A 15,369-nucleotide genomic window follows, 5' to 3' on the forward strand; every position below is an offset into this window, starting at 1 on the left:
GTTTTTTTATTTGATTATTTGAAAAAAGGGAAATTCGTTGTCGTTAAGTAAGGTTTAACTGAAACTTTATTTTCTAAAATATGGTTGACAATTAAGTATTACGTTTGTAATCTTAATTGTAGATTACAAATGTAATACGAAGGAGTGAAATGTTTATGACAAATCAATTACCTAAAATATCTGAAGCTGAATTAGAAATTATGAAAGTACTTTGGTCTAATTCTCCACAAACAGCGAATGAAATTATAGAAGAACTAGAAGATGCAATGGACTGGAAACCGAAAACAATTCGCACATTAATTAATCGATTAGTACAAAAAGAAGCAGTTTCTTACCACCAAGATAAAGGGCGTATGTATGCTTATTATCCGTTAGTATCACAAGATAATTATTTACAAGTTGAAACGAAATCTTTGCTGAAGCGTTTTTGCGGTGCAGCGTTCAAGCCATTACTTGTTAATTTCTTAAAAGAAGAAAAATTGTCTTCAGATGATATTAATGAACTGAAACGCATTTTAGATGAAAAGACAGAGGAGAATAAGAGGAAGGATAGATAACAATGATAGACATGCTAATAAATGTATACCTTCCCCATTTTTTTGATTGGCTTATAGAAACGTCACTTATGGCCAGTATATTAGTTGGAATTATTTTATGTATAAAAGTGCTATTCAAAAATAAGTTAACGCCCCGGTGGCAATATATGCTGTGGATCGTACTAATGATACGACTCCTTTTACCATGGTCACCAGATAGCTCTTATAGCATTTATTCATTACTTTCTTATAGTTCTAGTGTGTCGGAAGTGATTCAAAAAAATACATCTTCCCTTGAGAATACAGTGAATAACGAGATAAAACAGACAGTAGAATTAGAAACAAATTCTGAAACTGTGATCAAAAATAGTGAACCTGAAGTAAACGCGAGTGCGGAACAACAGACTACACTTTCTTTATACAAAATCGCTCTATATGTTTGGTTAGCTGGAGTAATCGTATTAGCAGTCATCACGTTTATTACAAATAGACGTTTATATTCTTACATAAAGAAACAACCAGATATTACGGATGAACAAGTCGTTACAGTGTTTAATCGCTGTAAGCAGTCTATGAAAATGAAGAAGGCAGTTTCATTACGTTTAGCAGGAAAGATTGCGAGTCCAACTGTGTTTAGTTTCTTTCGCCCGAAAGTATTACTATCAAAAAAACATATGAAAGTATTAAACGAGCAACAATTACAATATGTCTTTTACCATGAGTTAGCTCATATTAAGAGAAACGACGTAGCTGTAAATTGGATTATGTACAGCTTAATTCTATTAAATTGGTTCAATCCGATTCTTTGGTACGCCTATTTTTGTATGCGAGAAGATCAAGAATTAGCCTGTGATGCATATGCGCTTACTTTTATAGATAAAGAGGAGCAAATTGCATATGGTCATACAATTATTACCCTTTTAGAACACTACTCCTATCAAGTACCAAGTCTAGCAAATTTAAGTAGAAATAAACGAACACTAAAAAGGAGAATCGTTATGATTAAAAAGTTCCAAAAGAAATCGTATCGTCTTTCTTTACTTGGAGTTATTGTCATAGTTGCTATAGCATCTCTTTCTTTATTCAACGCACGTGAAACGGAAGGGAAAGAAAAACAAGAGGATAAAGTAGAGCAGTCAAAGGATGCTTTCCAAAATGCTGTGGATATGTTGTATGGTACAGAAGAAAATGCGAAAAAAGAATATCATTATTCAGCAAGAGTGTATGAAGAAAAGACAGATTACTTATATTTAGCTGAAAAAGCTTTAACAAAAGATGAGTTCCAGCAATACATAAAATTATCTAAAGAAATTATTAATATACAGAAAAAAGGTGCTCCGAGAGTTTCTGACTACGAGTCAATATTTTTTAGAGAAGAGCGTTTATCAAAAGCCGATCGTGACAAATTATATGCAATTTATGATCAAGCAAAACCATTTGATGACAAAGTATACGAATCTTTAAATTACACGGTAAAGGAAGCGCAACAACATGTTGATTTTCAAATTAAGAAGCCAACGTACACAATTGAAGGATACAATCTGAAGGATGAAAATGTAGGTTATTTTATTAAGAGAAGACCTGAATTAATTATTGAATTAGAGTATACAAACGGAAAAGGAAACTATACAATTTATCAATCACAAGTATTTGGAGAAAGTAAAGATCCGTTTCATGCTTTATTTGGTGTAGAAGAAAACATTGAACAGTACGAATTAGAAGGTAATCAAATATTCTACGCGACTTATAACTCGGATAGTAATTTACAAGGTATGAAGATGATTGTTCCAGCAAAAGGGAAAAATAGTGCATACCAAGTGGTTATTATTAATCATAGTTTAGAGCGTCAAGGAGAAGCAGTATTTGATAAAAATGTAAATAAGAAAGAGTTAGAGAAGATTATGATTTCTATGTTGAAATAATAAAAAGGTGTTCTAGAGATGTATATCTCAAGAACACCTTTTCCTTTTCTCTTTTCTTCTGATAAACTATGGACAGTATGATATAACTTGACTGGAATTTTTTATAATGGAAATAATAAAAAAGAGAACTTGTATACAATGTAAGCGTGTGGTAATATCAAAGATGTACTAATTGACTATATTATCCAATTAGTCATTTTTGGAGGTGACGATGTGGCGATAGATCGAAAACGTTCTATTATTGAGGCTGCAACAAAGTCTTTTTCAGCGTTCGGTTATAAAGCAACAACGATGGATCAAGTAGCGAAGTTAGCGAATGTAGGAAAAGGAACGATTTATACTTTTTTCAAAAATAAAGAAGAGCTATTTGGCGAGATTATTTCTAATTTAATTACAGAAATGAAGCAAGTTGCAGAAAATGCAATTCGTTCAGATGTTTCATTTTTTGAAAATGTACATAGAGCATTATATAGCATATTAGAATTCAGAAAAGAACATCAGCTCATGATTAAGTTAATTCAAGAAGAGCGCGATATGGGAACGAAAGAAGTACAAGAAGTGATGCAACAAGTAGATGTGGAAATCGTTTCTGTCATTCAATCGTATTTAAAGATTGCGATTGATAAAGGTGAAATTAGCAAATGTGATCCAGAAATTACAGCATTTATTATGCTTCGCTTATACGTATCGCTTATTTTTGATTGGGAAAAAAATCATGAACCGCTAGAAAAAGAAAAAATTGCAGAATTATTTGAACTTTATTTATTAAAAGGATTGTCAAACTAAGATAATCCTTTTATTATTATAAAAAGTGACCAATTGAACGAAATGGTCATACATTTGATTTAGGAGGGATAATAGAAATATTCACTTCATATTAAGAAACAGTTGCATAGTATAAATTCGGAGATAAGGCATATGTATGAATCAGTATAGCCTTTTTGTTTGGGTAAAAATGACCGATTGAACAATTTGGTCATTTTAAAAAGGGGGAGAAATGATGAAAGGAAATCAGTTACTTCGTAAAGAGTTCACACAAATTATAAAAAGTAAAAAAATATTAATTCCAATTATCGCGGTTTTATTCGTACCAATTTTATATGCAGGTATGTTTTTATGGGCCTTTTGGGATCCATATAAACAGTTAGATGATTTGCCAGTGGCGGTAGTCAATTTAGATAAAGGTGCAGTATTTGATGGGAAACCAATTGAGGTCGGAAAAGGGCTTGTTGATAATTTAAAAGATAATACCAGTTTTAAATGGGAGTTTGTAAGTGAAAAAGAAGCGAAAAAAGGAATGGAAGGCAGAAAGTATTACATGTTAGTACGCATTCCAGATGACTTCTCAAGTAACGCTACAACATTATTAAAAGATGAACCAAAACCATTAAACTTAGAATATATTCCAAACGAAAGCTTAAACTTCTTATCTTCACAAATTGGCGGAACAGCCATTGAAAAAATTAAAGGTGAAGTAGCAAGTACGTTAACGAAAACATATGCAGAGAAAATGTTTGATTCCATTCAAGATGTCTCAAAAGGATTAGCAGATGGGGCGGAAGGGGCAAGCAAACTACACGACGGATCAAGTGAGCTGCATGATGGTTCAAGTAAAGTGACAGATGGACTTCATACACTTCAAGGGAAGTCTGGAGAGATGAAGGATGGAGTTCAGAAATTAGCAGATGGATCTAATAAATTAGTAGATGGGTCAGGAAAAGTAACAAATGGTTTAAATACGCTAAATAGCAAGACAGGTGAAATGCAGATAGGTATCGGGAAATTAGTAGACGGATCGGGAAAAGTAACAGATGGTTTACATGTATTAAATAGCAATGCAGGTATCGGAAAATTAGTAGACGGGTCTGGAAAAGTAACGAACGGTTTAAATACGTTAAATAGTAAAACCGGTGAGATGCAGACAGGTATCGGAAAATTAATAGATGGCTCTGGAAAAGTAACAGACGGTTTAAATACGTTAAATAGCAAAACAGGTGAAATGCAAAAAGGAATTGATGAATTACGTGATGGATCTGAGAAAGTGACCGGGGGTTTGAACAAATTAGTAAGTAAATCCGGTGAATTAAAAATAGGGACAACTGACCTATCAAATGGTATGGAAGCACTTGTTGAAGGGCAAAGCCAATTAGAAAAATGGTCTCAAGAGATTCAAAAGGGATTGCAAGATTTAAGTAGTAACGTACAAAAATCTACTGCAGCTTTAGAGGAAATGCAGTCAAAAGACCCTGCTATATTGAGTACAGTAAATGAGAAAATAGATGGAGCTGGGGCGAATGTAAATCAGTTAAATGAACTTACGCAATCAACAGCAGGAGATGCAAAAAATGCAGCACAAGATGTAGCGAATTTACAAAAGCAAATTGAAAGTTTACCAAAAGAATATCAAGAGCAGTTACAACCATTCGTAACAAGTGCCATAAAAAATACAACAACAGTTCAGCAAAAAGCTGCCGGAGTAGCAGGCGGAACAAATAAATTAAATGAAGAAGTAAAACAATTAAAAGGTGAAATAAATCAAAAAACAGGTAATGGACAAAGCAAATTACCGAATCCAGCAGAATTACAATCTTTAACTGTTGGTATTGAGCGATTATCCAGTGCACAAACAGGGTTTGTTGAAAAATTCCAAGGGTTTGGTGTGAAATTAAATAATGCTAAAGAAGGGGCAAATACATTAAAAAACGAATCAGGTCACTTAATTGATGCGATAAATCAATTAGCAGATGGCTCGGATAAAGTAACGGGTGGATTAGGTGCATTATCTGCAGGAGCAAATCAAATGGCAGGTGGTGTAAATCAGTTAGCAAATGGCTCAAGCCAAGTAACAGGCGGTTTAGGAACATTATCTGCAGGGGCAAATCAAATGGCAGGTGGCGTAAATCAATTAGCAAATGGCTCAAGCCAAGTAACAGGTGGTTTAGGAACATTATCTGTAGGAGTATCCAAATTAGCAGATGGCTCAAAGCAAGTAACAGGAGGTTTAGGATCATTATCTGTAGGAGTAAACCAAATGGCAGGTGGAGTAACCCAATTAGCAGATGGCTCTGGTCAAGTAACAACTGGCATAGGTACGCTAAATGGTGGTCTAAATAAAATGTCAACTGGCTCAACCCAGCTAATCGACGGCGTAAATAAACTAGCAGACGGATCAGGAAAAGTAACGGATGGCCTTGTAAAAGTAAACGACGGTTCAGGTGAACTTGCTGAGAAACTTGGCGAAGGAGCAGAGAAAACTGGTGAAGTAAAAGGAACAGATAAAACGTATGATATGTTTGCAAGTCCTGTAAAAGTGAAGACGGAGAAAATGGCGGAAGTTCCTAACTACGGAACTGGATTTACACCGTACTTCTTATCACTCGGTTTATTCGTTGGGGCATTATTATTATCTATCGTATATCCATTACGTGATACAGTGGGCGTTCCAAAATCAGGATTTAGTTGGTTTATTAGTAAGTTCGGTGTGTTACTATCAGTCGGTATTATTCAAGCGGTAGTAGCGGATGTGATATTACTATTCGGATTAGGTGTAGAAGTACAAAGTATTCCGTATTTCATACTTTTTAGCATCGTTACAAGTTTAGCGTTTATCGCATTAATTCAATGTTTAGTAACAGCATTTGGTGATGCAGGACGTTTTATCGCCATCATCACATTAATTATTCAGCTTACAACAAGTGCCGGAACATTCCCGCTAGAATTGATTCCGAAGTTTTTACAACCATTCAATGCTTGGTTACCGATGACATACTCTGTATCCGGATTGAAAGCAGTCGTATCAAGTGGAGACTTTAACTTCATGTGGCAAAACATAGGAATACTCATGATTTTCATCGTTGCATTATCACTTGGAACAATTGCCTCCTTAACTTGGATGCACAAACGACAATTTAGAAATATTGCGGAAAATCAATCGATTGAAGCGTAGAAAAAAGCACCTTTCCGGTGCTTTTTTATTGTAATGCAGGGCATTTTTTTGTAGTTCGGCTATGAATCTGTCTAAAAACTATAGAAACGAAAGAAAAGGAATTACAACAATTTAAAGAGAAAACTAGAATAGAGGAGCTGATATGATGAAAGGAAAGCTTACTTATTATTTTATCTTAAATCCGCTAATCATCTTTCTTGTTTACGCCCTTTCACCTATCTTGTTTCATAAAGAAATATATATAAATATGAAAGATGCACTAGGAATACTTGTAGTTTACTATGTGCTTATTAGTGGGTATTACTTTATGGATGTTGTAAGTGAAAGAATGAAGAAGAATAGTAAAGACAAACAATAAAGTCTTATTGTATAAAAATCAATGGAGGACAATAAAATGACTGACAGTGAAATGAAATTTAGGGATGCGACCATTCGTAACTTTTTTGATAAAGAGGACCGTTTAAAATCGATTCCAGGTCAAAAGAAGAAAAAACTAGTATTGTTAGAGTATTTAATTAGCAAGTTAAATGCGGAGAATCAGTATACGGAAAAAGAAATCAATGCATTCATCAAACAATATCATGACGATTTTTGTACGATTAGACGCGAGTTTATTGTACACGGGTTTATGGATCGTGAGGATAATATGTACCGTATAAATGGGAGAGAAGTTTGGACGAAGTGGGAGGAGTTAAAATAATGAATCAGAAGGGGAATCCTTACGTTATCTATTTTTCTTTGTAGCTTTTAGAAAAAGGTATGAGGTGATTCAGTGATACGCTTAGCAAAAGAGATTGATGCGGAATCAATTATAGATATTAGAAAAGAAATTATATTATCGAAAACTACTACAAAGTTTTTTATAGTATCTCCAAATAAATTACCAAATGATATTGATGCAGAAAAAGAAAAGATACGGAAAAGCAATGAAAAGGGTAATCTTTACATAGTTTATGAAGTAGATAAAAAAGTGGTTGGCTTTTTAATTTTCAATCGATATGAACTAGACCGCTTACGACATGCAGGCACAATGGGAATGGGGATTAAGGAGGCGTACTGTAATCAAGGCATTGGTACAGAACTAATTGAATTCCTTATTAGCTGGGCTAAAGGGCAGGAAGGTTTAGAGAAAGTTTGTTTAGGTGTAGTTTCTATTAATGACAGGGCGATTAAGGTGTATAAACGTATGGGATTTGTAGAAGAAGGAAGACAAAGGAATCAAATTAAATATGAAGATGGATCTTATGGAGATGATGTATTGATGGGGTTTTATATTGAGTGAAATTTAATAAAGGATATATTAATATGAAATCCAGCACCAATATATTATTTAATCTTGATGTTCTACAGGAAATCTTATATAGGATTATGGTCAATAGTAGCTAGGATAAGTATTACTTCTAGATGTTGTTTTATCAATTAGGTATGGTGCAGGGGATTATTTTTAATTTTGGTTATTATAGGGTACAGCAACCAGTCTGAATTGCACCATTTACTCAAGAAAAAATGCAGACTAGTTGCGTATGCCATTTATTGAATCATCTAGTAAAAGTCGAGTGAACCCTTTTAAAGAGTGGAAGAGGTACTACTTAGAAAATAAAGGTATAGAACAGATCTAGTAGGTACAGTTAATAGTGAGGAAATTAAAAGTAGTTTAGGAGTTTTCCCCTATTTTTTATAGGGTAATTATAAATAGAAAATATCATAATTTTTTTCAGGATTGTCGTCATCAATAACATTATACTTCCATCTAGGATCATTCTTATCAATACAAGTCACTTCATGGCTGTTTTTTTTACAATGATTTTTGTGTTTTTTGTTATTACAACAACGGAATGATTTTGTTTTTTTCTTTATCATATTTAATGTGGTCCCCTTTCTTTTTTAGTAGAACTAGTATTAGTTTTGTACTATTACAATGGTACTTTGTCTAGCAATATCACATTGTTCTGTTGCAATTTGAGTATTATTAGTTACAACGGGATACATTATGTTATTGGGATCCGCACTATGTCCGGGGGATTCGAATGTTACATCGCCTGTTATCGGATCAAATTCTCTATATGGACCTGTTGGATCACTATTATCAAAAATTTGATTATTGTTATTGTTAGGATCAGTTATAATGCGAGTTAGTAAATTATGCCCAGCTTCGTGTGCAAATACATTCGTTTGAAAACCACCATCTGTAATGACTATTTCTCCAATGATTTGATAATCATTCGGACTATTATAACGCAATAATTGAGGTCCACCATAACCAATAACATTTAATAAGTTACCATTGTTATCACGATCTGCAAAATGATCTCCACTTAGATAAACGATATATATTCCAATAGCACCGTTTCTCCTACTTCTCACCTGGTTGATTAAAGTGCGTGTAGAGGTGTTTGGTCCAAGTGCCGTTTCACTTAACATATCACTTGCATTAATGGTAATATGGTTTGCATTAAATGTTCCTGCTGCTACAAAGTTTATACAATTCTCCCCATTAATCCTCCAGATTTCATTAGCTCTATTGACGTCATCATTTAATCTAGTACGACGTTGCTCTCGGTTATTACTGGACGCAGATCCTAAGGTGAAAATACCATAAACATTAACTGTATAAGTTGTCATTTTTTTATGAACTCCTTTTCATTTCTAGCATATAAATCAGTTCAATTGGATTATTTTGTACTTTCTATATAAATATTCAAAAGACAAGTTTATGCTTGTCCTATTGCCTATAAACATAAAGAAATGTTCCAAATTTACATAGCGCTAATATTAATTAAACGGTATAAATTAGAAACCTTTTTTTAGAAGTATGATAGAAATTTGTTTTTGAGGTAAGTGAGGGCATGACGTGTGGTCAAACAAGAGTATGTAAGTTTAATTTTGAGTGAGAGAAAGGGGGAGTAATTTTTATTTATTGTGAAATTCTCAAAGTAGTATATATTCCTGTAAATAACAGACTTTTCCCTATGTATAATATTAATATAGTAAAATCATAACAACCCATATTGCAGTTTCCAATAATATACTATATAATCAATTTAAGAAAACGTTTTCATGCAAAGGGGGAGAATTTCGTGTCGACTATAGAGGACGTGGCGAAATTAGCGGGGTTATCAAGGACAACGGTTTCTAGGGTGATTAATAATCATCCATATGTTTCAGATGAGAAGAAAAAAAGGGTTCAATTAGCAATGAAGCATTTAGGCTTCGTTCCTAATTCTGCGGCGAGAAGGCTTCGTAAACAAAAGACGGAAACAATTGCGGTGCTAGTTCCAAGGATTACAAATCCTTTCTTCAGTAGATTTATCGAAGCAATCGAGATTGCTGCTTCTGAACATAAATATAAACTGATTATTTGTCAAACAAGATATTTACCGGAAAAAGAGATGGAGTATTTACAATTATTATCTACGAAACAAGTAGATGGGATTATTCTATGTTCACTAGAAAATCCGTGGGAAGATGTAGAACCATACTTACAACACGGTCCAATCGTGTTATGTAATGAATATATTGAGGAAGCAAATATTCCAACAGTGAAGTTTGATCATGCGCAAGGAGCATACATAGCTGCTAAGCATGTGTTAGAACAAGGATATCGTAATCTTATTTTTTGCCGTGGTAACGAAACCAAAGTGGTTAGCCAACAGCGAAAAATGGGCTTTTTACGTGCCATAACGGAGAAGAGCCGCCAAGTAGAAGCGATTGATTTTCTTGAAAACGCTTTCTCTTGGGAAGATGGAAAACGAATATTCCATGAAGTATTAAAGGACAAAAAAAATCCTACCGCGATTTTGGCAGGAGGCGATGAGGTAGCAGCTGGAATTATTTCAGAGGCGAAACGCCATGACTGGAGCATTCCAGATGATCTCGCTGTTATCGGTTTTGATAATCAAATTTTATCACAGATTACAGAGCCAGGTATTACGACAATTGAACAGCCAATCGATGAGATGGCCCGAAAAGTTGTCGACCTGATGATGGATAAAATCCATACGAAAAATTATCGAAAAAAAGAATTGTATGAGTTTGAACTGGAGCTCTTGGTGAAAGGTTCAACGATGAAGGATACGATGTTATTAGCCTAGTAGACTATGTCTGCTAGGTTTTTTTCTGTTCACAAACTACTATTCTTCGTGAACGCAGTCATCACATTTGTTATGGTATGCTTCGTGTTGCTCATCAATTTCTTTCCCGCAGTGCGCACAAGTTTTCGTCGGTAAATTTCTGAAAAACTCCATTGGTTGATCGATCATGTCAATCCCTCCATTTCCATTTCTTACTATCATTGTATTAGTACAAAAAACAAAAGTCAACAACTGTTTTATAACAAAATTGAAAATTAATGAAAAAGTTTAGGAAATGGATTATAGTTAACAATGTAGAATGTAAGTGAAACATGCATTTCTACTCGGTTTTAGAAAGGATGGATACATATGAAAATGACTGTTGTCGGCTTTTGGGGCGGTTTTCCAGAAGCGGGAGAAGCAACGTCGGGGTATTTGTTTGAACACGATGGTTTTCGTTTACTTGTAGACTGTGGTAGTGGTGTACTAGCACAGCTTCAAAAATATATAACACCATCTGATATAGATGCAGTTGTACTTTCGCACTATCATCACGATCATGTTGCAGACATTGGGGTATTGCAATATGCAAGATTAATTACAAGTGCGACAAAAGGGCAACTACCGGAATTACCAATATACGGTCATACGTTTGATGAGAGTGGATTCCATTCTTTAACGCATGAACCGCATACGAAAGGAATCCCGTACAATCCAGAAGAAACACTTCAAATTGGACCGTTCTCGATTTCATTCTTAAAAACTGTTCATCCTGTTACATGCTTTGCGATGCGTATTACAGCAGGTAATGACGCTGTAGTATATAGCGCTGATTCCAGTTATATTCCTGAATTTATTCCATTCACAAAAGATGCTGATCTTTTCATTTGTGAGTGTAATATGTATGCACATCAAGAGGCTGCAAAAGCAGGGCATATGAATAGTACAGAAGTAGCAAGTATTGCGAAAGATGCGAATGTAAAAGAACTTTTATTAACGCACTTACCGCATACAGGCACCCCATCTGATTTAGTAACAGAAGCAAAACAAATTTTCAGTGGCCATATTACGCTAGCGCATAGTGGCTACGTATGGAACTCATGAGGTGATACGATGTTATTTATTGATAATAAAGGAATTACAGATCCTAGAATAAACTTAGCAATTGAAGAATATTGTGTGAAGAATTTAGATATTAACGAAACGTATTTACTGTTCTACATTAACGAACCTTCGATTATCATTGGTAAAAACCAAAACACAGTAGAAGAAATTAATGCAGATTACGTAAAAGAAAAAGGTATTCATGTCGTTCGTCGTCTATCAGGCGGAGGCGCAGTATATCATGATTTAGGAAACTTAAACTTCAGTTTTATTACGAAAGATGATGGAGACAGTTTCAGCAACTTCAAAAAATTCACAGAGCCTGTAACGAAAGCGCTTGGTAAATTAGGCGTAAATGCAGAACTAAGTGGCCGTAACGACATTTTAGCTGAAGGCAGAAAAATTTCAGGTAACGCGCAGTTCTCAACGAAAGGTCGTATGTTCAGTCACGGTACGTTACTATTTGACTCTGAAATCGATCACGTCGTATCAGCACTGAAAGTAAAAATGGATAAGATTCAATCAAAAGGTATTAAATCAATCCGTAGCCGCGTTGCGAACATTACAGAATTCTTAAACGAAAAAATGACGACAGAAGAGTTTAGACAACTTCTTCTAGAAACAATTTTCGAAGGGGAAACAGAAATTCCGACGTACGAATTAACAGAACATGATTGGAAAGAAATCCATAAACTATCTGAAGAACGTTACCAAAATTGGGACTGGAACTACGGAAAATCTCCGAAGTTCAACTTACAACATTCACACCGCTTCCCAGTTGGACAAGTTGATGTTCGTCTGGAAGTGAAAAAAGGAACAGTAACAGAATGTAAAATTTATGGTGACTTCTTCGGTTCATTAGATGTGCACGATATTGAAGAACGTCTAACAGGCGTACAATTTGATAAAGATGCATTCACTACAGCTTTAGAAGGCGTAGATATTAAACGCTACTTCGGTAATATTACAACAGAAGATTTCTTACATTTATTCTTCTAAAAATGAGGGAGGCTGCCGTAATGGGCAGCCTCTTTTTTTGCGTAGATTGTCGTGTTTTGTCGGTAAGTCGATATATTAGAAAAATCGCTGATATATTTCGAGTTACGGCCGATATATTTGGAAAATCGCTGATATAAATTGAGTTGCGCTGATATATCTGAAAAATCGCCGATATAATTTCATTCACCATAAAATCACAAGACATTTGCCCCTCGTTAAGGCATATATATATTCAAAAGGAGGCGGATCGAAATGAGAAGGGTAATGTACGTTGTATTACTACTCAGCTTCGTCATCGGAATGACAGCCTGTAACGATGAAACGTCTTCAAGTCGCACACTTTTATCTATTGGAAAACCAGCGGAGGATAATGTCATATATTTTACGCATACAGATAACAGACGAAAGATACAGGAAATACAAGACATGTTTCAAAATAAGAAGTGGAAAAGAAATGAAACATTCAGCACTGTTAATAAGACACCAGATGTCGTTTTTTCAATAGATGAAGACAATGCAGGGTTACCGACATTATATGTTACGGTGTATTTTCATGAAGATGGAGCGGACGCGATTAACTTGTTTGGAGAGCATACGACGTTAAATAAAGAGGAACTTACTAAACTTAGAGAAAAGATGAGTGCATATTATCCTAAAATGATTTTTGGTCTAGTTTCATAAATTACTTGTAAATAAAATTCCCTTATCCTTCCAAAGTAAATGAAGAGGAGGTGATCTGTTTATATGCAGTTAATGGAATAACACTTGCTACTTTAATTTTCTTTTAATATAATTAATTTAGAATTTTTAAATATTCTAAATTTTATAAAGGTGGGGTTTGTGTGAATCTCGTTCAATCTTTGGCTGAAACGGCGAAAAAGAAGGGGGATAAACCGGCTTATATATTTATGGATCAGTCGGTCTCATATGACCAATTAAACAAAATGGTCACAAGGTTTTCTAGCAATTTAGCAGCGATGGGCATTGGAAAAGGGGACAATGTCGCATTAGTTGTTGGAAACTCACCACATTTTTTGGTCGGTTTATACGGAACAATGAAAGCTGGAGCAACTGTTATTCCAGTTAATCCAATTTATACAGCAGACGAAATGCATTACATTTTACAAAATGGAGATGTAAAAACAATCATCGTACTCGACGTCCTTCTACCTGTTATACAATCTCTTACAACAAGACTTCCTTCACTTGAAAACATCATCATATGCGAAACCTCATCAGATTTTAACCATACAGAAACTGAAAAAATGAAAACGTTTACTAGAATGATAGGGGCTGGAGATGTAACTTACGAAGGCCCAGGGTTAGATGAAGAAGATGTAGCGGTTATTCTGTACACTTCAGGCACGACTGGAAAACCGAAAGGCGCTATGTTAACGCATAAAAATTTATATAGTAATGCGAGTGATGTGGCGTCGTATTTACAATATACGGCTGATGATCGCGTCGTTGCGGCACTGCCAATGTTCCACGTATTCTGTTTAACAGTGGCGGTCAATGCACCGATTGTGAACGGGGCAACGATTTTGATGTTACCGAAATTTAGCCCGAAAGAAGTATTCCGTATTTGCCGCACGTACGAACCGACGATTTTTGCCGGTGTACCGACAATGTATAATTATTTATATTTATTCGAAGAAGCAAGCGCAGAAGATGTGAAGACGCTTCGCCTTTGCATTTCAGGTGGTGCATCCATGCCTGTTGCTCTTCTGCAAAACTTTGAAAAACGTTTTGGTGTTATCGTTTCAGAAGGATACGGTTTATCAGAAGCATCACCAGTGACTTGTTTTAACCCACTCGATCGTCCGCGTAAACCAGGATCAATCGGTACAAATATTTGGCATGTAGAAAATAAAATTGTAAATGAACTTGGGGAAGAAGTACCTGTTGGTGCAGTTGGGGAATTAATTGTGCGCGGACCTAACGTTATGAAAGGATACTATAACGCACCAGAAGATACAGCAGCGACATTGAAAGACGGCTGGTTGTATACAGGAGACTTAGCGAAAATGGATGAAGAAGGTTACTTCTATATCGTTGACCGTAAAAAGGATATCGTCTTAGTTGGCGGTTATAACGTATACCCTCGTGAAGTAGAGGAAGTATTGTACATGCACGAATCAGTGGCGGAAGTGGTCGTAATCGGTGTTCCTGATGAAAACTTAGGAGAAGCAGTGAGAGCGTACGTCGTTCTGAAACAAACGAACGTAACAGAAGAAGAACTGATGCATTACTGTGCGTTACATTTAGCGAAATATAAAGTACCAAAGAGTATTGAATTTTTAACAGAACTGCCGAAGAATACGACAGGTAAGTTGCTGAGAAGAGCTTTAAGAGAAAAAGCGATGCAAGTTTAAATATAGGGGCAACCATCTTTATGAAGATGGTTGCCTTTCTATTTTTTAGCATTGGTTAAGCAATGGTGCCATATATTTAAACCGTAATATGACTAATAAGGAGGAGATATAAGTGGAACAGAAGGAATTACGTTTACGGCGAGTGCAGTATCTTATTTGTGACATTATGGATGAAATGAATGCTGAAAGTGAGAAGAAAAACTTAGAGGTTTTGCAGCAAGTCATTGATCATCTTTCAGGAGCGATAGGTGATTTAGTGGATCCATCGAGCACGTATTCTATCGATTATTTGGAAAGGAAAGTTCATACAGCGCATTATTTACTATTTAAAAATGAACGAAAGGCATATTTGTGCAGGAAATGATATTTTTTATTTGACATTGATAATCATTATCAATATGATGGTTATGTTGGGTA

The 15,369-nt window shown here is 35.1% G+C and carries 15 protein-coding genes; 13 read left to right on the top strand and 2 right to left on the bottom strand.

From position 1 onward, the window contains the following. Positions 1-155 precede the first annotated feature (155 nt). The 7 genes from MR070_RS22300 (at position 156) to MR070_RS22330 (ending at position 7,686) form a co-directional block, all read left to right on the top strand. Positions 156-557 (top strand): BlaI/MecI/CopY family transcriptional regulator, encoded by a 402-nt coding sequence (locus tag MR070_RS22300; protein WP_044792665.1) that lies wholly within the window; start codon positions 156-158, stop codon positions 555-557. Positions 558-559: 2 nt separating this feature from the next. Then, a complete protein-coding gene (locus MR070_RS22305) occupies positions 560-2,458 on the top strand; it encodes a M56 family metallopeptidase (RefSeq protein ID WP_242262024.1) in 1,899 nt (632 codons plus the stop codon). A gap of 213 nt (positions 2,459-2,671) precedes the next feature. Then, positions 2,672-3,244, top strand: coding sequence for a TetR/AcrR family transcriptional regulator (locus MR070_RS22310; protein WP_000963375.1), 573 nt, complete (start codon positions 2,672-2,674; stop codon positions 3,242-3,244). Positions 3,245-3,458: 214 nt separating this feature from the next. After that, the gene (locus MR070_RS22315; RefSeq protein WP_242262025.1) at positions 3,459-6,404 is read left to right on the top strand and encodes a YhgE/Pip domain-containing protein; all 2,946 of its coding nucleotides are present in this window, start codon (positions 3,459-3,461) and stop codon (positions 6,402-6,404) included. 142 nt (positions 6,405-6,546) lie between these two features. Beyond that, positions 6,547-6,762 (top strand): hypothetical protein, encoded by a 216-nt coding sequence (locus MR070_RS22320; protein WP_139895632.1) that lies wholly within the window; start codon positions 6,547-6,549, stop codon positions 6,760-6,762. Between the two features lie 36 nt (positions 6,763-6,798). Next, on the top strand, positions 6,799-7,104 hold the full coding sequence (locus MR070_RS22325) for a DUF2087 domain-containing protein (protein ID WP_044792668.1): 306 nt from the start codon (positions 6,799-6,801) through the stop codon (positions 7,102-7,104). A gap of 72 nt (positions 7,105-7,176) precedes the next feature. Then, on the top strand, positions 7,177-7,686 hold the full coding sequence (locus MR070_RS22330; RefSeq protein ID WP_138322332.1) for a GNAT family N-acetyltransferase: 510 nt from the start codon (positions 7,177-7,179) through the stop codon (positions 7,684-7,686). Positions 7,687-8,303: 617 nt separating this feature from the next. Here MR070_RS22330 and MR070_RS22335 read toward each other — a convergent pair. Beyond that, positions 8,304-9,026, bottom strand: coding sequence for a hypothetical protein (locus MR070_RS22335; protein ID WP_000214840.1), 723 nt, complete (start codon positions 9,024-9,026; stop codon positions 8,304-8,306). Between the two features lie 455 nt (positions 9,027-9,481). Between MR070_RS22335 and MR070_RS22340 the strand changes: the two genes are divergently transcribed. Continuing rightward, entirely contained in the window at positions 9,482-10,495 is a 1,014-nt protein-coding gene (locus tag MR070_RS22340) for a LacI family DNA-binding transcriptional regulator (protein WP_000103718.1), read from the top strand. Between the two features lie 39 nt (positions 10,496-10,534). On the opposite strand, the gene yhfH is transcribed toward MR070_RS22340, so the two are convergent. Further along, on the bottom strand, positions 10,535-10,663 hold the full coding sequence (gene yhfH / locus MR070_RS22345; RefSeq protein WP_000567010.1) for a protein YhfH: 129 nt from the start codon (positions 10,661-10,663) through the stop codon (positions 10,535-10,537). A gap of 180 nt (positions 10,664-10,843) precedes the next feature. On the opposite strand from yhfH, the gene MR070_RS22350 reads away from it, so the two are divergent. The 5 genes from MR070_RS22350 to MR070_RS22370 all read left to right on the top strand — a co-directional run bounded on the left by MR070_RS22350 (position 10,844) and on the right by MR070_RS22370 (position 15,316). After that, complete coding sequence (locus MR070_RS22350) at positions 10,844-11,578, top strand: MBL fold metallo-hydrolase (RefSeq protein ID WP_000784662.1); 735 nt, start codon at positions 10,844-10,846, stop codon at positions 11,576-11,578. Between the two features lie 9 nt (positions 11,579-11,587). After that, positions 11,588-12,577, top strand: a complete 990-nt coding sequence (locus MR070_RS22355) for a lipoate--protein ligase (protein WP_242262026.1) — start codon at positions 11,588-11,590, stop codon at positions 12,575-12,577. Between the two features lie 252 nt (positions 12,578-12,829). Continuing rightward, the gene (locus tag MR070_RS22360) at positions 12,830-13,258 is read left to right on the top strand and encodes a hypothetical protein (protein WP_242262027.1); all 429 of its coding nucleotides are present in this window, start codon (positions 12,830-12,832) and stop codon (positions 13,256-13,258) included. Between the two features lie 161 nt (positions 13,259-13,419). Further along, complete coding sequence (locus MR070_RS22365; protein WP_242262028.1) at positions 13,420-14,952, top strand: fatty acid--CoA ligase family protein; 1,533 nt, start codon at positions 13,420-13,422, stop codon at positions 14,950-14,952. 112 nt (positions 14,953-15,064) lie between these two features. After that, the gene (locus MR070_RS22370; RefSeq protein ID WP_139896054.1) at positions 15,065-15,316 is read left to right on the top strand and encodes a hypothetical protein; all 252 of its coding nucleotides are present in this window, start codon (positions 15,065-15,067) and stop codon (positions 15,314-15,316) included. The last annotated feature ends 53 nt before the right edge of the window (positions 15,317-15,369 follow it).

It is taken from the genome of Bacillus cereus group sp. BfR-BA-01453, assembly GCF_022662915.1.
GTDB lineage: Bacteria > Bacillota > Bacilli > Bacillales > Bacillaceae_G > Bacillus_A > Bacillus_A paranthracis.